Origin of the sequence: Streptomyces atratus (genome assembly GCF_900119365.1) — a bacterium.
GTDB classification, from domain to species: Bacteria; Actinomycetota; Actinomycetes; order Streptomycetales; family Streptomycetaceae; genus Streptomyces; species Streptomyces atratus_B.
The window spans coordinates 212,875-230,542 of sequence record NZ_FPJO01000009.1 but is presented as its reverse complement, the minus strand read 5'-3'; the positions used below and the strand labels follow the sequence as shown (position 1 = coordinate 230,542).

The following is a 17,668-nucleotide window of genomic DNA, read 5'->3' as shown; positions in this document are numbered from 1 at the left end:
CCACGTCACGCGTCACCGCCGGGGTCGGCGCCGGAGCGATCTCCTTCGCCGCGATCAAGGCGGCGCAGGGCAGGTTCCGTGAAGTGGGCGTCTTCATGTGGGCGCTGACCGGCGTGTTCGTCGTGTACTTCGCGCTCAGCCCGATCGAGAGCTGGATCGGCGCCGAGTAGGACCGGAGCCGATGCCGCCGCCCCTCCGCACACCCGTAGAAGGAGAAACGCCATGCTGGACATCGCCGAGGAGCTCAACCGGTGGGTCGAGCAGGGACGCGACTTCGCCGTGGCCACCGTCGTGGCCGTCGGCGGCAGCGCGCCCCGGCAGCCCGGAGCCGCGCTCGCCGTCGACCGCGACGGCACGGCGATCGGGTCGGTCTCCGGCGGGTGTGTGGAGGGCGCGGTGTACGAACTGTGCGGGCAGGCACTGGACGACGGCACCGCGGTGCGCGAACGGTTCGGCTACAGCGACGAGGACGCCTTCGCGGTCGGGCTGACCTGCGGCGGCGTCATCGACATCCTGGTGACACCGGTCCGTGCGGACGACCCCGCACGGGCGGTGTTCGCCGCCGCGTTCGCCGCCGCCGCACGGGGGGCGGCGGCAGCCCTCGCCAGGATCACCGACGGGCCGGCGGAACTCCTCGGGCGCCCCCTGCTCGTCCACCCCGACGGCTCGTACGAGGGCGGGCTCGGCGGACACCCGGAGCTGGACCGCACCGCGGCCGCCGATGCCCGCGCCATGCTGGACGCGGGCCGCACCGGCCCTGTCGTCATCGGCGCCGAGGGATCGCGCTGCGGACAACCCCTCACCCTGCTCGTCGAATCGAGCGTCCCACCGCCCCGGATGATCGTCTTCGGGGCCATCGACTTCGCCTCGGCACTGGTCCGCGCGGGCAAGTTCCTCGGGTACCGCGTGACCTTGTGCGACGCCCGCCCGGTCTTCACCACGAAGGCCCGCTTCCCCGAGGCCGACGAGCTGGTCGTCGACTGGCCGCCCCGCTACCTCGCGGCGACCGAGGTCGACGCGCGCACCGTCCTGTGCGTCCTCACCCACGACGCCAAGTTCGATGTCCCGCTGCTGGAGGTGGCGTTGAGGATGCCGGTCGCGTACGTCGGGGCGATGGGATCGCGCCGCACCCATCTGGAGCGCAACGACCGGCTGCGCGAGGCCGGCGTCACGGAGCTGGAACTGGCCAGGCTGCACTCTCCGATCGGCCTCGATCTCGGAGCACGTACCCCCGAGGAGACCGCGCTGTCGATCGCCGCCGAAATCGTCGCGGACCGGCGCGGCGGCAGCGGCGTACCGCTCAAGGGCGCGCACACCCCGATCCATCACGAGGCGGGCGAGCCGCCGACAGCAGTGATCACATCCGTGGCCTGAGCCGGCCCCCCGTGCCGTGACCGCTGAGGGCGGAATGCCGCCACGGCGGCTTCACGCCAGGTGCGAACTCGGCCGTAGCCACGGTCTTGCCGGTAGATCAGCTGCATGACATTCACTGCCTCCTCCGCCTCCGGCCGGGCGAGACCCGCTCGCGCGGGACGCAGGGCTCTGCTCATAGCGACCTCGGTCGCCCTGGTGAGCGGCGCACTGCTTCCCGCGGCGGGCTCCGCCTCCGCCGCCCCGGCCCGGCCCGGGCCCACCAGGCCGCCGCACCCGTCGAGGAGTACGACATCAGCCTGCTCACGGGCGATGTCGTGCACTACACCGACGGTGCCGGCAAGCAGGACACCGTCACCGTGGACCGCCCCGACGGCGCGACCGTCACGGCGCTCGGCGCCGATCCCGGCGGCCGGCCCCACCCGTACCGCATGGCACTGGCGGGGCCGGGGGCGCAGGTACGGCTGCTGGACACGTTGGCACCGGCGATCGAGGCGGACCTGGCCGCCGTCCGGGAGGACCGGCGCGCACCGGGCGGCCCCGGAACGCCAGGCCTCCCGGTCACGAACGGCTGACCGCGCCGCGAGCTGTTTCGCCGCGATCCACCGGACCGCGCACCACCGCGCCGCGAGCCACCACGGCCGCACACAACAGCGCGGGCACCGCCGCGACCGCGAAGCAGACGGCCGGCGGGAGCCGGTCCACCAGCAGACCCACCGCCGCGGCGCCCACCGACGCCCCGGCGTTGACCGCGGTGTTCACCCAGGCACCCGCCTGTGTGCGGCTGCCCGCGCCCACGGACTCGTCCGCGATGAGGTACGCGGTGGTCAGCGCCGGCGCGACGAACAGCCCGGCCACCGCGGCGAGCGCGGCCAGCACGTACACACTGGGCGACAGCCCGGCCCCGACCACGGCGGCGCCCAGTCCGGCGGCCAGCAGCGGGAGCCGCGCCCGGTTCGACGCCCGCCAGGAGACGGCGCCGTAGGCGAGCCCCCCGACCGCGCTTCCGGCCGAGAGCGCGGCGAGCACCCACGACACAGCCCCCGCGCCCTGGTGGCGCTGCTCGGTGAATGCCACCACCAGCAGGTCCAGGCCCCCCAGGCACAACCCCACGGCCGCCGTCACCAGCACCGCGTGCCGCAGCCCGATGACGCGGAGCAGCCGCCGCCCGACCGGCGGGTCATCCGGTCCGGTGGCCTTGTCTTCCGACGGCGCCACGCCCGCACCGCGTACCGCCGGTGACGACACCAGCGCCAATGTGCCCGCGAGGATCAGCGCGGCGCTGACCGCGATCCCGGCCGCGGGCGAGGCGAACTTCACCACCACCCCCACCAGCAACGGACCGCTGACGAAGAGGAGTTCCTCGGCGACACCGTCCAGGCTGTAGGCGCGCCGCAGCAGTTCCCGGTCGGCGACGAGACCGCTCCACAGGGTCCGCATCACCGGCCCCAGCGGTGGTGAACAGGCCCCCGCCGCGGCGACCAACGCCCCCAGCAGGAAAGCCGAGGCCCCCGGCCGCCAGGTGGCGTGCGCGAGGGCGGCGAGCAGTACCGCGTAGGCCCCGGCCATCGGCGGCAGGACCCGGCGCGGCCCGTACCGGTCGATCATTGCGGCACGGGCGGGGGAGAGGAAGACACTGGTCGCCCCGAAGAGCGCCATGACGGCACCGGCGACGGAGTACGAGCCGGTGCTCGCGTTCACCGCCAGCATCAGCGAGAGCGAGACCATCCCGTACGAGAGCCGCCCCAGCAGGGCGGCGCCGAAGGTGCGGGCGGCGTGACGGGTACGCAGGACGGTGGCGTACGAAGGCGTGCGCGAAGGCACGGGTGATGGCGAAAGCATCGATACGTTCCTCGTGAGGGCAGCGCGGCAGAGGGCGCTGCGGGCATGCGGGGACACCGAAGTGCCGCACCCGGCGGAAGCGGGGTGCGGTCAGTGCGGGGTCCTACGCAAGGGAGAGGAACATGCCGGTCAAGGTATCAGGGCGACTGGCGTGGGTGGAGGGGGAGTTCGGCATCGCGGCGGCCGGGAGGGAAACGGTGTGGGGTGTGACATCGCCGGTGTCCGCCGCCCGCGTCATCCGGTGGTGCCGGTGATGCCGGTGTTGGCCGCCAGGATCCGTCCGGCGGTCCGCCGGAGTTCGGGGAGGAAGGCGATGACCTCCTCGCCCCGGCGCAGAAGGTCCTCGGTGGACGTGATGCCGAGATCGGCGACGGCCTCCCGGAAGGCCGGGAGCCGTGCGCGGTGCAGTTCGGGGGCGTCCGCGGCCAGCACGGTGTGGCATCGCGCGAAGGTCGCGATGATCCAGAACACCGCTTCGCGGTGGTCGCCCCGCTCGATGAGGTGCCGGCTGCCGTCGATGGCGACCGGCCGTGCCCCGGCGGTGATGTCGCCGCTGAAGAAGAACGGTGTACGGGAGACCTCGGCGGCGGCGTCGAAGGTGCGGGCCAGCTCGTCCAGGTGGTGCCCCGCCCTGGGTGCGGACAGCCGTGCGCACCCGAGCAGTTCCAGCAGCTCCGGGTACAGCTGCGCCTGCCCGTACGCGTCGAGGACTTCGCGCGCCGCCGGATACCGGAGCCGGACCGTGGGGTTGCGCAGGGCGGCGACCAGCAGGACGTGGGTGGTCACCCCGGTCGGGAACAGCCAGGACACCACCTGTTCGTGGAACGGCGCCGAGGCGTCGAAGGCGGCGAGGCGGGTCTCGATCCGGCGCTCGGCGTCCAGGCATCTGCGGCGCACCCAGCACCGCTCGGCGAACCGGCGCGACACATCCGCCCGCAGTTCGCGCAGCCTGCCCGTCGGGTCGTCGATGACCGTGTCGCGGCGGAAGCTCCCCGCCAGATGGTACGAGGAGAGCACCCCGTCCGCCGAGGCGAGTTCGTCCCACGACAGATGGCTGACCTCCAGCAGCGCACCCCGGAAGCGGAACTTGCCGGGCCCGGCCGGCGGGCCCGGTGCGGCGGTGACGACCACCACGTCCACGTCCGAGAACGGGGACAGCTCGGCGTCGTCCGGCAGGCCCACCGTGGAGCCGCTGAAATAGGCACCGCGGAAACCGGGATCGGGCCGGGCATGCTCGGTGACCCACTGGACCGCGGCCGAACGGGCCGTACCGACTCTCATGCTGAACCTCTTTCCGGGCCGTGGGGACGCACCGGCCGCAGCGATGCCGCTCGATGGAATCACCGTATGCCGGTCCTGCCGCGTCGCGTCGCGTCGCGCTGTGCCGTGCTGTGGGCGCTGAAGGCGCAGCCCGGCGGGGACCTGTGTCTCGGGGGCGCCGATCTCGCCGCGACCTTCATGCGGCTCGGCCTAGACCGACAACGGGGTCGTGCTGCTTCGCTACGACCGTCGCGCGGTTGCTCCAGCGGGATGAACTCCCCGGGCCTCGACGGTGTGTGACCGGTGCTGTGCCGGGTCGTACGGGGAGCTCTCCCCGTATAACTGCCGCACCATCGCGAGATCTCACGAAAGGACCGGCGATGACGCTCAGTGTCGAGGACCGTCTGGACATCTCCGAACTGCTCGCCCTGCACGGGCACTTGGTCGACAACGACGAAATGGACCGGCTGGACGAGCTGTTCACCGAAGACATCGTCTACGAAACCTCGAACCTCGGGCACGGAGAGCTGCACGGGCTGGCCGCCTTCCGGGACATGGCACGGGCGCGGGCGGGCAAGCCGGGTGCGCCCGTCGGCCACCATGTCACCAACATCGTCCTCACCGAGGCCGGGGAAGGCCGGGTGCACGGGCGGTCCAAGGGGATCGGCGCCGGCCCGGACGGCGAGTGCGGAAGCGTGACCTACGAGGATGTGATCGTGCGCGGCGAGCGGGGATGGCGCATCAGCCGACGCAAGATCATCCTGCACTTCTCGCCCGCGGCCGCACCGGAGACCGAGGAGGCGGACAGCTGATGGCCGACGGTCGACGGCGCCCCCTCGGACAAGCAGGGGGCGCCGCCGACCGGGCCACGGCTCCGGCGTCAGGCGCTCAGCATCCCCGAGGTGTCGATGACCTGACGGATCGCCCGGCCCGAAGCCAGCTCCTCCATCGCCACGTTGATGTCGCTCAGCGGCAGCGTGCCCGTGTGCATCTGCTCCACCGGCATCAGGCCCGCCCGCCACAGGTCCAGGAACCTCGGGATGTCGCGGCGCGGCACCGCGTCACCCATGTACGAGCCCAGCAGCGACTTGCCCTCGCCCGCGAAGGCCAGGGCCGGCACCTCCAGCACCCGGTCCGGCGCGGGCAGGCCCACCGAGACGACCTTGCCGCCCCGCGCCACGGCCGACAGACACTGCGCCATCACCTTCGGGCTGCCCACCGCCTCCACCGCCGACTCGGCTCCGCCGGAGGTGAGTTCACGGATCTGCCGCGCGGCTTCATCGGGGGCGTAGGCGTGCGTCGCACCCAGCCGGAGGGCCAGTTCGCGCTTCTCCTGGACCGGGTCGACCGCGATGATCGGATACGCCCCCGCGGCGCGGGCGCCCAGCACCGCGGAGAGGCCCACCCCGCCCAGGCCGTAGACCACCGTCGACTGCCCCGGACGCAGGGCCGCCGTGTTGATCACCGCGCCCGCGCCCGTCAGCACCGCGCAGCCGAACATCGACGCCACGGTGAACGGGACGTCCTTGGGGATCGGGACCACCGACTCCTGGGCCAGCACCGCGTGTTCGGAGAACGCGGAGACACCCAACTGGTGGTGGACCGGGTTACCGGCGGCGTCGGTCAGCAGCGACGGGCCGTGCAGCAGCGCCCCCGAACCGTTGGCCGCCGCGGCCTGTGCGCACAGGGCCGGCCGACCTGCCGCGCAGTCGCCGCAGAAACCGCAGCTCGGCACGAAGACCAGCGCCACGTGGTCGCCGGGGGAGACCCGGCCGACGCCCGGTCCGGTGTCCTGGACGACGCCCACCGCCTCGTGGCCCAGCGCCATCGGCAGCGGGCGGACCCGGTCGCCGTTGACCACCGAGAGGTCCGAGTGGCAGAGCGAGGCGGCCGCGATCCGGACCAGCACCTCGCCCTCGCGCGGGGCGCCCAGCTCCAGCTCCTCCACCTCGACCGGACGGGTGTCGGAGTACGGGCGGGCCGTCGATGTCCCGCGCAGCACCACCGCGCGGGTCTTCACGCCGCCACCTCCGCACGCGGGGCGCAGCGCAGCACGTCCCGGCTCTCCAGCAGCGGCACGACCTTGCCGAGCACGATCTCCTGGAAGTGCGGGGTGGCGCAGTGCGCGGTGAAGTCGGCCTCGGAGGCGTACTCCTCGTACAGCACGATCGCGCGCGGGTCCTCGGTGCCCTGGTGGACCCGGTAGGCGAGGTTGCCGGGCTCCTCGCGGGAGGCGGCGGCCATCGTGTCGAGCAGGGGCAGGACGGTGTTCTCCTCACCGGCCCTGGTGCGGTAGCGGGCTACGACCACATACGTCATGGGGGTTACTCCTGGGGTGGGGCGGGCCTCTTCAGGGCGGCGGGCGGGACCGGCGGCAGCTGGTCCCGGCGCAGATTCCAGAGGCGGGGGTCGGACGTGGCGGCGGCGGCCGACCCGAGGGCCAGCGCCAGCGCGACGTCCGCGGGGCTCTCCACGAAGCCCGCGGCCACCGACGGGGACATGGCGCGCTGTGCCTGCGCGCTCATCCGTCCGATGATCGGGGCGGGCATGATCTCGACCAGGTCCGGCGCCCCGCGCGAGATCGCGTCCGTGGAGCGGCGCAGATTGGACCGGTCGGTGACGAACACCTTCATCATCGTCAGCAGGCCGAGCGGGCGGCCCTTCTCTATGAGGGAGAGCCGGGTGCTGACCACGCCGTGCGCGCCCATGTTCTTGATGAACTCCAGCGCGCCCCGGTCCTGAGCCAGACCGGGGCTGCTGTCCACGTTCACGAACACGGTCTTCCCCGCCCGGCCCAGCGCCGGCACGACCTGGGGCAGCTGCCCCACCGCGAACGAGGCGAGGATGCACACCTTGGCCGGCGCGGTCAGGAACTGCCGCAGCGGCTGGGTGCCGACGACCGACGCGACGACCGGCACCTCGGCGAACGCCGCGGTGAGCCGGGGGTCGAGCGGGGCACCGGACCGGGAGGGGGAAGGGGTCATGGCAAGGGCCTGCCTGGGGAGGGAGGGGTTCGTGGCTGCTGAGGCCTGGCGTCAGCTCAGCGGAGACGTACCGAATCGGCTGGGAAGGCCCAGTTTGCCAGGGTTGAGAATGCCGGCCGGGTCCAGGGCCTTCTTCACCGCGACGAAGGTCGCGAAGCCCGCCCCGAGGGATTCCTCCAGGTAGGGGCCGCGCAGCAGACCGCAGCCGTGGTGGTGGCTGAGCGCCGCGGCGTGCTTGATCAGTACGGCGTTGGCGGCGTCCCACACCGAGCGGTACCAGTCGCGGCGCGACTCGGGAGCCACGTCGCCGCGCAGCGAGAAGTAGACGCAGGCACCGTCGGTGTACGCGTGGGACTGGTGGGCCGAGGCCGCCAGGGTGCCGGGCACCGACTGGATCGCGGCGACCACCTCGTCGTAGATCACCGGGAGGTCGGTCCAGGACGCGGCCATCTCCAGGGTGTCGGCGACGAAGCCGGGGCCGGGCTTGAAACCGTCGGCGGACTTGCCGACCAGCATCCGCTCGTCGAGCCAGCGCTCGAAGACCGCCTTGCTGTCCAGCTCGGGGCCGTACTCCTCGCAGACCTCGGCCGCCACCTTGATCGAGGCGTCGACGATGGCCGGGTCGCCCTCGTCGGCGACGAGCAGCAGGTTGGTCTCCGGGTGGCCGAAGTGGGTGCCCGACTCCAGGGTGTCGTACAGGCGAAGCACGGCCGGGGTCGCACCGCGCTGCATGATCCTGCGGCAGGCGTCCAGGCCCTCCGCGAAGGTCTTGAAGCCGTACGCCACGGCGTTGGCGTACTCCGGCAGCGGGTGGACCCGCAGCCGGGCCGAGACGATGACACCGAGGGTGCCCTCGGAGCCGACGAACAGCTGGCGCAGGTCCGGGCCGACCGCGGCGCGCGCGTAGTCGCCGTACGTGGCCCGGGTGCCGTCGGCGTGCACCACGTCCACGCCGACGACCATGTCCTCGATCTTGCCGTACCGGGTGGAGAGCTGACCGGCGCCGCGGCAGGCGATCCAGCCGCCGACCGTCGAGACGGCGAACGCGGACGGCCAGTGGCCGGTGGTGACGCCGTACTCCTCCTGGAGCTGCTTCTCGAAGAGGTCGCCGAACATGCCGGCCTGGACGTCCACGATGTTGGACTCGGCGTCGAAGCCGGTGATCCGGTTCAGTCCGCAGACATCCAGGACGACTCCGCCGAAGACGGGGAGCGCCGCGCCGGTGACATTGGAGCGGCCGGCGGACGGGGTGACCGGGATGCCGGCCTCGTGACAGATCCGCAGCACGGCCGCGACCTGGTCGGCGTCGGCCGCCTCGACGATCACGGCGTCCGGCGTCGCGGGACGGCCCTCGGTCTCGCCGATCATCGAGCCGGCCCACCAGTCACGGGTCCGGGTGACGACCTCCTCGCGGGCGGTGTGCACCGCGTGCGCGGCCTCGCGCAGCGCCTCGATCACGGTCTCGGGCACCTCGACCGGGTTCACCTGGAGGGCGGCCTCGCCGTCCCCGATCGGGGTGCTCTGCGCCCACTTGGCGAAGCTGGGGGCGCCGATCGTGTAGTTGCCCCGGTTGAACGGGTGGGTGATGGTCTGACGGCTGATCATGCTGCTGCCCCTTCGAGGAGTACGGACTTTTCGTGACGGACGGCTGCGAGGTACTCGGAGACCGAACGCTCCACCTCGGCCTGAGTGAGGTTCAGTTCCTGGCCGAGGATCGCGCCCACGGCCCCGGCGGCGTCGACGGACGCGTCCCGGGCGAACAGCCGGGCGCGCATCCGGCGGGAGAGCACGTCGTCGACCGAGCGGGCCAGTTCGGCGCGGGCCGCGTAGACGACCTCGGCCTTGGTGTGAGGGAGTCCCGCGACGATCGGCTCGGCCAGCGCCGGGTCGTCCTGGATCAGGTCGCCGACGAACCGGGCCTCGGTGCCGAAGCGCTCGCCGAGGTGCGCGGCGATGCCGCCGGAGGCCGCGACGGCCTCGGCGTCGTAACCGGCGCCGCCGAGCAGCGGGAGGTCGGAGGTGCGGCTCTTCCCCTTGCGGCCGAGGACGGTCATCACCTTGTCGATGACGAGTTCGCCCATGTGCCGGCTGGTGGTCAGCTTGCCGCCGGTCACCGTCACCATGCCGGTGCGGCCGACGGTGATGTGGTGGTCGCGGCGCATGTCGAGGGTCGCGCCCTCCTTGCCGCCGACCAGCGGGCGCAGACCGCCGATGGAGCCGACCACGTCGTCCGGGGTGAGCTTCCCCTCGAAGGCGGTGTTGGCGCCCTCCAGCAGGAAGTCCATCTCCTCCCGGGTGCAGTGCACATCGTCGGGGGAGCCCTGGTAGTCCTCGTCGGTGGTGCCGAGCACGACGCTGTTGCCCCAGCGGGTGCAGGTCGCGCGGCGAGCCCGGCCGGGGATCGGCACGGTGACCGTGCAGTTGATCCGCACCTTGTCCCACGGCACCACGATGTGGACGCCCTTGGCGGGCCTGACCTGCGGCTTGTGGCCGTCGTCCGCCTTCGCGTCGAGCTCGTCGGTCCATACGCCGGTGGCGTTGACGACGGCCCGCGCCCGGATGTCGAGGGTGTCGCCGTCCGCCGAGACCCGGGCACCGGCCACCTTGCCCGTCTGCATCAGCAGACCCTCGGCCCGGGCACCGTTGAGGATCGTCGCACCGAGCGCCGCGGCGGTCCGGACGATGGTCAGCACGAGCCGGGCGTCATCGGTACGGGCGTCGAAGTACATCAGCCCGCCCTTGAGGTTCTCCGCGCGCAGCGTCGGCGCCTGCGCGAGGACCTCGGGGACGGTGAGCCGCTGGTGCAGCTTGCCGATCCGCCAGCCGCCGACCAGGTCGTACGTCCACAGCAGCCCCTCGAAGCCCTTGGCGAGGCGGGCGTCGAAGATTCCCTCCTTCTCCAGGATCGGGAAGAGGAACGGCAGTCGGTGCACCAGGTGCGGGGCGTTCTTGCGGAAGCGGTGCCGCTCCAGGAGCGAGTGGCGGACCAGGTTGACGTTGCCCTGCTCGATGTAGCGCAGGCCGCCGTGCACCATCTTCGAGGACTTCGACGACGTACCGGAGGCGAAGTCGTCCTTCTCGACCAGCGCCGCGCGCAGCCCGCGCGAGGCCGCGTCGAGCACGGCGTACGCCCCGGTGATGCCGCCGCCTATGACGAGTACGTCGTACGCGTCGTCGGCCAGCCGGCGCTTGAGGGCTGCCCGGTCGAGCAGCAGGGGCGTTCGGCGGGTCGCCGCGGCGCTGCGCCGCGGCTTCCGGGCGGGCATGGTGATCACAACATCAACTCCTGGTGTTTCGGTGCGGCGGCCGCGTGGTCGGTACCGGCCGCCGGGTGACGGTCGGGGGGCCGTCAGTGGGGGGTGGGAGGTTCAGGGGCCCGCAGGGGGAGCAGGGCGGGGTCGTTCAGGTGGGCGATGAGCACGTCGCGCCAGGCGGACCGCTGCGCGGTGCGCTCGGCCGCCGTGATCGAGGGCTCGAAGATCCGGCCGAGCGGCTGTGCCTCGACGACCTCTTCGAGCGAGGACCACAGGCCCTGGGCGACACCGGCGAGATACGCGGTGCCCCGCAGGCTGGCGGTGGCGGAGTCGGATACCCGTTCCAGCGGCAGACCGGTCAGATCGGCCTGGATCCGCATCAGCGGGTCGCTGCCGGAGACACCGCCGCCGACCCGGAGCCGGGTGAACGGTGTGCCCATGGTGTCGGCGACCCCGTCGATCAGGTCGCACACCGAGTGCGCGATCCCGTCGAGGACGGCGCGGGCGAGATCGGCGCGGGTGGTGGCGAGGGTGAGCCCGGTGAGGGAGGCGGTGGCCTCCGGGTGCCAGACCGGCGTACGGACCCCGGCGAGCGCCGGGACGAAACGCGGGGTGCGGCCCGGCCGGGTGGGGACCCGGCCCGCCTCCTCACCGAGCTCCTTCGGCGATGCGAACAGGCCCAGGTCGTCGCAGAGCCAGCGCAGCGCCGAACCCGCCGTGGAGGTGTACGCCTCCAGGCTGTAGTGGCTGATGTCGCCCTGCCGCCGGCCGGGCTGGGCGAGCACCCCGGAGATGTCCGGCCGGGGCAGGGCGGGCGTGGTGCCGGTCGCCGCGTCGACGAAGGCGCCGGTCCCGTACACGCACATGCCCTGCCCGGCGGCGAGGCCGCCGAGCGCGACGAGTGCGGCGTGCTGGTCGCCCATGGAGGCGGCCAGCGGGACGGCGATCCCGAGGGCCGCCGGGTCGGTCGTACCGAATCCGGCGTCGTCGGAGCGGAGCTCCGGGAGCAGGTCGAGGGGGAAGCCGAGGTGGCCGATCCACTCCTCATCCCAGGCGTGCCGCTCCAGCAGATATCCGCCGGTGGAGGCGGCGTTCGTCGGCGTCGTGGCGTGTACGGCGCCGCCGGTGAGCCGCCAGATCAGCCAGGTGTCGACGGTGCCGAAGAGCAGCCGTCCCTCGCGGTGCGCGGCGGCCGCCTCCGGGTGCGCGGCGATCTGCCGGGCGGCCCAGAGGAACGGAGCGCGGGCGCCGACCGGCCGGCCCTGGCGGGCCAGCAGGGCGGCGTCCCACCCCGTCTCGTACGCGGTGAGCTCGGCCGCGTACCGCCGGTCCTGCCACACCACCGCGGGCAGCAGCGGCCGCCCGGTCACCCGGTCCCACAACATCGCGGTCGCCCGCTGGGTGGAGAGCGCCACCGCGGTGATCTCGATGCCCTCCTCGCGGGCCCGGCCGACGGCCCGGCGCGCCACCTCGACGGTGGCGGTCCAGATCTCCATCGGGTCCTGCTCGACCGAGAGGTCGTCCGGATGGCTGACCTTGATCGACCGGTAGAACACCTCGTGGGCGGCGCCGGAGTCGAGGACGACTCCGGCCCGGGTGCCGGTGGTGCCCTCGTCGATGGACAGCACACCGCGCCGTGGGGCGGCGCCGGGGGGCGTCTGCGTCATTGCAGCCCTTTCATTGCGAGCATCGCGAGCGAGCTGTGCGGAGGGAGAGAGGGGAGGGGACCATCGTGTGGTGCGACAGGCCCGGCGGCCGGTCAGCGCGCGGTCAGGGACTCCGCGGATTCCGACGGACCCGTCTGTGCGGCGGCGGCCCGGTCCTGACCGGCGACCTCGTCGGGGGAGGCGGCCTTCGTCGGGTCCCACTTGATCGCCAGGCAGGTGATCAGGCCGAGCAGCGGCACGACGGAGAGCACCAGGAAGGTGTCGGCGAGCCCCAGCGAGTCCTTGATCTGCGGGAAGACGTACAGCCCGACGACACTGCCGAAGCTGCCGACCATCCCGGTGACACCGGTGCCCAGCGCCCGGACGTCGCTGCTGTACGAGAGCGCGGCGATGGACTTGCCGTTGGCGCCGGGGCCCGCGGAGTGACAGAGGATGAACAGCACCGGCAGCAGGAACGCCACGGCCGTGGGCACCTTCTCGAAGGTCAGCCCCATCGCGAGCAGCGCCACGAAGACACCGGCGAAGCCGGCGGCGGAGCTGAGCCGCAGTCCCAGCCGGCGGCCGAAGTAGGCGGAGAGGAGCCCGCCCGCGATACCGAAGGCGTTGAAGGCCATCGAGCCGATCGTCGCCTTCTCGAAGCTCTCGCCGAAGATCGTCAGGCTGATCAGCGGGAGGTACCAGCCGACCGCGAAGTACTGCATCGACTGCCCGAGCGAGATGACCGAGGAGAGGACCGTGCGCGGCAGGTACTCGCCCTTGAAGAGCAGCCCGGCCTGGCGGAAGCCGATGGCGGGCGCCTCGGTGGCGGCGCGGGTCGCCTCGTCGGGCTTCCCGGCGACGGCCTCGATCCGGTAGATCTTCTCCAGGTTGACGACGGCCTCGTCCAGCCGGCCCTTGCTCGCCAGCCAGGTGGGGCTCTCCCGCAGCATCAGCCACTGGCCCAGGAGCAGGGCGCCGGCCACGACCGCGGCCGAGCCGACCGACCAGCGCCAGATGTCCGCGCCGACGTCCAGGTTGAAGAAGACCAGGGCGAGCGCGAGGTTGCTGGTGGTGGCGACGTACCAGACGGCCTGCCACAGGTTCAGCCGGCCGCCCAGCTTCGCGGGGGTGTACTCGGCGAGCAGCGCCATGGCCACGGCGAAGTCGATGCCGTACGCGACGCCCACCAGGACCCGGCCGAGCCAGACGACGGTGAAATCACCGGCGAAGGCGGCCAGCAGGGCGCCCGCGATGGCGAACACCTTGGCGATGAGCAGTGGGGGAACGCGGCCGATCCGGGTGGCCAGCCAGCCGCCGACCGGGTTGAAGATGATCGCCAGGGCCGGAGCGGTGGCCGTGAGGATCGAGACCTGGGTGCTGGTGAGCTCCATCTGGGACGTCATCGGCCCCAGACCGGCGCTCAGCGCGGCGTTCGAATAGGCGTCGAGAAACAGCCCGCCGAACACGAGAAGCCAGATGACCTGCGCCCGGCCGGTGATCTTTCCCAGCCCATCGATGAGCGCAACGACGTCGGCGACGCCTTTGACGCTCGGACGTTGTGCCATGAATCCGCCTTCGAGGAAGACCCATCGGCGGCACGGGGAGCACAAAAAAACAGGCATGACGAAACCACCGACAGGTGGTCTATGTCTGTGCCTGTCAAAACACTGCGGAAAGCGCCGCAGCACGTGAACTGCAAGGAATGCGAACTACGCAGTGAGGTTAAGAACGCGCCAGGAGAAACGTCAAGGGTTTCCGGCAGGTTACCTGAACGTGACATGGCCCCCGGGAGCGGGGCGGTGCGGTCCGCACGCGCCCCGCCCCGCTCGTGGGGACGGCTCGTCAGCGACCCGTCTGCAGCGCCGCCCAGGTGTCCGGCCCCACGATGCCGTCGGCCGTCAGCCCCCGGCTCGTCTGGTAGCCGCGCACCGCGGTCACCGTCGCCGGGCCGAAGCTGCCGTCGATTCCGACCGTCGAGCCGAGCGCCGCGGTCAGCGAGCGCTGGAGCCGCTTCACCCCGTCGCCCGATGTGCCCTGCTGGAGGCTCGGCGTCGCGCCGGCCGACAGCAGCGCGGTCCAGGTCCTGGCCCCCACCACGCCGTCGGCACCCAGTCCGCGCGCCGCCTGGTATGCCGTCACCGCGGTCCTCGTGGCCGGGCCGAAGCTGCCGTCCACCGCGCCCGCGGAGTAGCCCTGCTCGTTCAGCAGTTGCTGGACCGCCTTGACCTGGGCGCCCGTCGAGCCGCTCTGCTGGGTCGCGTACGAGGTGAAGCTCAGCCCGTCGGCGCTGTTGCCGCCGCCGGTGTTTCCGCCGACCAGCTGCATGTAGCGGGTCCAGTCCCAGTAGGGCCCCGGGTCGGTGTGGTCGTTGCCCGGTGCCTCGCTGTGCCCGATGATGTGCGCCCGGTCCTTCGGGATCCCGTAGCGGTCGCACAGGTACTTGGTCAGTGCCGCCGACGACCGGTACATCGATTCCGTGAACCAGGACGGGTCGTCGATGAACCCCTCGTGCTCGATGCCGAGCGCCGAGGCGTTGGCGCTTTTCGCGTGGTACGCGGTGTCTCTGTCGCGCACCATCTGGGTGATCTTGCCGTCGGAGGAGCGCACCACGTAATGGGCGCTCACCGCCGAGGCCGGGTTCTGGAACCAGCTGATGGAGCCCGCGTACGAGCCCTGCGTGACATGGACGATCACCTTGTTGATCTTCGCCGAGCGGCCCGTCGCGTAATTGTTCGGGTTGGCCGGGACCCACAGCGCCGAGGGGTAGTCCGGGCTCTGGGTGCGTACGCCGGTGGCGGAGAGCGCCCCCTTGTGCGGGGAGACCGGACGGCTCGTCACCGAGATCCGCTCGCCGCCGGGGCCGACTGCCTTCAGCCCGTCGGCCAGGAAGGTGTAGACGGTGTCGGCGTAGAAGGCCGCGGCCGGCCCCTGCGTGCCGCCGTACCGGGCGACGGCCGGGTACCAGGCGTCGATGTCGTCGCGGTCGCGGGCGTCGAGGCCGAGCTTGTCCGCGTAGCTGCGCAGCACCGCGGCGCCGCCCAGGATGTTGGCCGCGGTGTCGGTGCGGAGCTCGGCGAGGGGCTTGCCGGTGAGGGCCGCCGCCTGTTCCAGGGACCGGTTCGTGGGGTTGCTGACCAGATGCATCACGCCGTAGCCGCCCGCCTGGCTGGGGCGCCCGGAGTGATCGTCGAGCCGGGTCTCGCCGTAACCGACGGCGGCGAGCAGATCGCGCGGCACGTCGAACTCCGCGGCGGCCCGCGCGAACGCCCGGTTCATCGGGTGGCCGCCGTCCGCGGCGGCGAGGGCCGGCGAGCCGGTCACGGTGAGGACGGTGGCGGTGAGGGCCGCCAGGACGGATGCGCGGCCCTTTGTGTGGGCGGCGGCGCGGCTGGGCATACCTGCTCCTGCTCGGTGGGGGGTGGAGAGAGAAGAACGGCCCCCGGGCCCGAGTGGGGTGGGCCCGGGGGCCGCGAAGCCCGCTCAGCGTATTCATCCGTCCGGGGCATGACAATCACTTCCGTGGCGTGTCGAACTCCCGTTCACTCCAATGGAGTTGAGGCGCGAGACGTGGGGCCCGCCCGGTGGACGGACGGGCCGTCGGCGGGCCCCGGGGCTACCAGCGGTCGCGGTGGATGACGTCCGCCACCGGGCGGCGCCGCACCGGGCCGAAGTTGCCCAGCGGCCACCCGACCGGAATGGCGGCATAGGTGTGCATGTCCTCGGGGATGCCGAGGGCTTCCTTCCACTCCTGCTCCAGCATCAGGTGCCAGATGGTGATGTTCGCCGCGAGCCCCAGGGCCCGTGCGGCGAGCAGGATGTTCTGTGCGCCGGGGTAGACGCAGGAGCCCTCGGCGAGCGCCTGGAAGCGCGCCTGGGTGTTCATCATGCGCTCGGTCGCGGCCGGGCCGAGCGCCCGCGCGGAGGCCAGCAGCCCCTCCTCGTCCAGGCGCGGCTCCGGGAACCGGTAGCAGGGCACGATCAGTGCCGGAGTGTCGGCGAAGCGGTCGCGCTGGTACTCGATCGCGGCGACCATCCGGCCGTACGCCGCGTCGTCCATGCCCTTGGGCGCGTACTTCCCGGTCGTCGCCAGGTAGGCGTCCACGCACCGCTTCCACAACGGCGCCAGACGCGCCATCACCTCGCGGTCGGTCACCACCACGTACTCGTAACACTGCATGTTGCCGCCGCTGGGACCCCAGACGGCGGCCTGTATGAGCTGCTCCAGCGTCTCGTCCGGCACCGGTTCCGGCTTCAGGCGGCGCATCGCGCGCATGGTGGACATCGTCGGGAAGAGCGCGGGCCCGTCGGCGTGGGTCATGTCGATCGTCATGATCGCGGAGTGTACGGGCCGGTCATCGGCGGCGGGAGGCCCGTCGACCGCCGCGCACCACTGAATTCGCACACCTGGACGTCCACCCACCGCACGGGGGAACGCGGATCGGAATCACCTTCGCGAAGGCGTATATATGGTTCTTCCGGGCCGGCCGGCGTCCCCCGATGGCACTCACACCTCACGCGGCAGGGCGTCACCGCGTACGAGAGCGCAGGAGCGCCGCATGAGCACGGCAGATGAGATCAACACCTTGCCGATGGCGGACTTCGGCACTGATCCGCTCGCCATCCGGCCCGAGGTGTCGCTCCGTCATCTCCGCCTCGACGCACTGGCGTTGGAGGAACTGCGGCTGCTCATCGAGGACCGGATGGGCGTCGATCCGGACGACGTCCAGCTGAGCTCGCGGGACACCGTCGGCCGGCTCGTCGACGCGGTGCACCGCAAGGCCGCCGCGTGACGGGCCTCCCGTACCGCCCCGAGCCGTTCGCCGCCGCCGTCACCGGGATCGGCATGGTCACCGCCGCGGGCATCGGTGCCGAAGCGAGCTGGCGCACGGTCTGTGAGGTGTCGACCGCGCCGTCGGTCCCGCACCGGCCCGAACTCCACGGCCTGCCCGGCACGGGTGGCGCGGACCCGCTGCCGCCCGGCATCGGGCGCTGTGCCACCGGCCGGATTCCTCCGGCGGACCGACCGGCGTGCCGGCGCTGGTCTTCGCGGGCGAGCACGACACGGTGACCTCGCCCGAGCGGCAGCGGGCGTTCGCCGCCACGATCGACGGGAAGCAGATTCCTCACGATCGGGGAGTCCGACCACTGGGTCGTCCTGGAGCGCCCGGACGACGTCGCGGACCTCGCGGCCCGGTTCTTCACCGACCGCCCGCTGGAGCCGGCGCCCGGACTGTCGGCACTCCCGGCGCAGTCACGGGCGTCACGGTCGCCGGCCGGAGTGGACTTCGCCGACACCCCGTAGGAAGGAACC

At 72.4% G+C, this 17,668-nt stretch carries 15 protein-coding genes and 3 pseudogenes; 7 read left to right on the top strand and 11 right to left on the bottom strand.

Translation table 11 applies throughout. From position 1 onward, the window contains the following. Nucleotides 1-2: 2 nt before the first annotated feature. The 3 genes and pseudogenes from BT364_RS43060 to BT364_RS43055 all read left to right on the top strand — a co-directional run. Nucleotides 3-170 (top strand): annotated as a pseudogene (locus tag BT364_RS43060) (NCS2 family permease); the annotation flags it as partial. Nucleotides 171-222: 52 nt separating this feature from the next. After that, nucleotides 223-1,374: an XdhC family protein gene (locus BT364_RS18095; protein ID WP_072486208.1), complete on the top strand. Its 1,152-nt coding sequence runs from the start codon at nt 223-225 to the stop codon at nt 1,372-1,374. An 86-nt stretch (nt 1,375-1,460) separates the two neighbouring features. Continuing rightward, nucleotides 1,461-1,946: a hypothetical protein gene (locus tag BT364_RS43055; protein WP_256259979.1), complete on the top strand. Its 486-nt coding sequence runs from the start codon at nt 1,461-1,463 to the stop codon at nt 1,944-1,946. Here the strand turns inward: BT364_RS43055 and BT364_RS18085 are convergent. Continuing rightward, nucleotides 1,933-3,213 carry an MFS transporter gene (locus BT364_RS18085; RefSeq protein ID WP_072486207.1) on the bottom strand — a complete coding sequence of 427 codons (1,281 nt, stop codon included), beginning with the start codon at nt 3,211-3,213 and terminating at the stop codon, nt 1,933-1,935. The genes BT364_RS43055 and BT364_RS18085 overlap by 14 nt on opposite strands. A gap of 234 nt (nt 3,214-3,447) precedes the next feature. After that, complete coding sequence (locus BT364_RS18080; RefSeq protein WP_072486206.1) at nt 3,448-4,494, bottom strand: hypothetical protein; 1,047 nt, start codon at nt 4,492-4,494, stop codon at nt 3,448-3,450. Between the two features lie 359 nt (nt 4,495-4,853). Here BT364_RS18080 and BT364_RS18070 point away from each other — a divergent pair, with 359 nt between their 5' ends. Further along, nucleotides 4,854-5,285 carry a nuclear transport factor 2 family protein gene (locus tag BT364_RS18070; protein ID WP_072486205.1) on the top strand — a complete coding sequence of 144 codons (432 nt, stop codon included), beginning with the start codon at nt 4,854-4,856 and terminating at the stop codon, nt 5,283-5,285. 68 nt (nt 5,286-5,353) lie between these two features. On the opposite strand, the gene BT364_RS18065 is transcribed toward BT364_RS18070, so the two are convergent. From BT364_RS18065 to BT364_RS18025, 9 genes are all read right to left on the bottom strand, one after another. Next, complete coding sequence (locus tag BT364_RS18065; protein ID WP_072486204.1) at nt 5,354-6,493, bottom strand: zinc-binding dehydrogenase; 1,140 nt, start codon at nt 6,491-6,493, stop codon at nt 5,354-5,356. Next, nucleotides 6,490-6,792 (bottom strand): putative quinol monooxygenase, encoded by a 303-nt coding sequence (locus BT364_RS18060; RefSeq protein WP_072486203.1) that lies wholly within the window; start codon nt 6,790-6,792, stop codon nt 6,490-6,492. Before BT364_RS18060 ends, BT364_RS18065 begins: the two co-directional genes overlap by 4 nt. A 5-nt stretch (nt 6,793-6,797) precedes the next feature. Then, on the bottom strand, nt 6,798-7,457 hold the full coding sequence (locus BT364_RS18055) for a glycerol-3-phosphate responsive antiterminator (protein ID WP_072486202.1): 660 nt from the start codon (nt 7,455-7,457) through the stop codon (nt 6,798-6,800). A gap of 51 nt (nt 7,458-7,508) precedes the next feature. Then, entirely contained in the window at nt 7,509-9,062 is a 1,554-nt protein-coding gene (locus BT364_RS18050; RefSeq protein WP_072486201.1) for an FAD-binding oxidoreductase, read from the bottom strand. Beyond that, nucleotides 9,059-10,732, bottom strand: coding sequence for a glycerol-3-phosphate dehydrogenase/oxidase (locus BT364_RS18045; protein ID WP_072486200.1), 1,674 nt, complete (start codon nt 10,730-10,732; stop codon nt 9,059-9,061). Before BT364_RS18045 ends, BT364_RS18050 begins: the two co-directional genes overlap by 4 nt. A gap of 74 nt (nt 10,733-10,806) precedes the next feature. Then, nucleotides 10,807-12,378: an FGGY family carbohydrate kinase gene (locus BT364_RS18040; RefSeq protein ID WP_072486199.1), complete on the bottom strand. Its 1,572-nt coding sequence runs from the start codon at nt 12,376-12,378 to the stop codon at nt 10,807-10,809. 92 nt (nt 12,379-12,470) lie between these two features. Next, nucleotides 12,471-13,922, bottom strand: coding sequence for an MFS transporter (locus BT364_RS18035; protein WP_072486198.1), 1,452 nt, complete (start codon nt 13,920-13,922; stop codon nt 12,471-12,473). A 277-nt stretch (nt 13,923-14,199) separates the two neighbouring features. Further along, the gene (locus BT364_RS18030; RefSeq protein ID WP_072486197.1) at nt 14,200-15,753 is read right to left on the bottom strand and encodes a peptidoglycan recognition protein family protein; all 1,554 of its coding nucleotides are present in this window, start codon (nt 15,751-15,753) and stop codon (nt 14,200-14,202) included. 217 nt (nt 15,754-15,970) lie between these two features. Then, a complete protein-coding gene (locus tag BT364_RS18025; protein WP_072486268.1) occupies nt 15,971-16,687 on the bottom strand; it encodes a nitroreductase family protein in 717 nt (238 codons plus the stop codon). A 226-nt stretch (nt 16,688-16,913) separates the two neighbouring features. Here BT364_RS18025 and BT364_RS18020 point away from each other — a divergent pair, with 226 nt between their 5' ends. From BT364_RS18020 to BT364_RS43050, 3 genes and pseudogenes are all read left to right on the top strand, one after another. Then, the gene (locus tag BT364_RS18020; RefSeq protein WP_072486196.1) at nt 16,914-17,147 is read left to right on the top strand and encodes a phosphopantetheine-binding protein; all 234 of its coding nucleotides are present in this window, start codon (nt 16,914-16,916) and stop codon (nt 17,145-17,147) included. Continuing rightward, nucleotides 17,144-17,305: pseudogene (locus tag BT364_RS44215) on the top strand (3-oxoacyl-ACP synthase); the annotation flags it as partial. The gene BT364_RS18020 and the pseudogene BT364_RS44215, both read left to right, overlap by 4 nt. Nucleotides 17,306-17,337: 32 nt before the next feature. Beyond that, a pseudogene (locus BT364_RS43050) lies at nt 17,338-17,659 on the top strand (alpha/beta fold hydrolase); the annotation flags it as partial. Nucleotides 17,660-17,668: the final 9 nt, after the last annotated feature.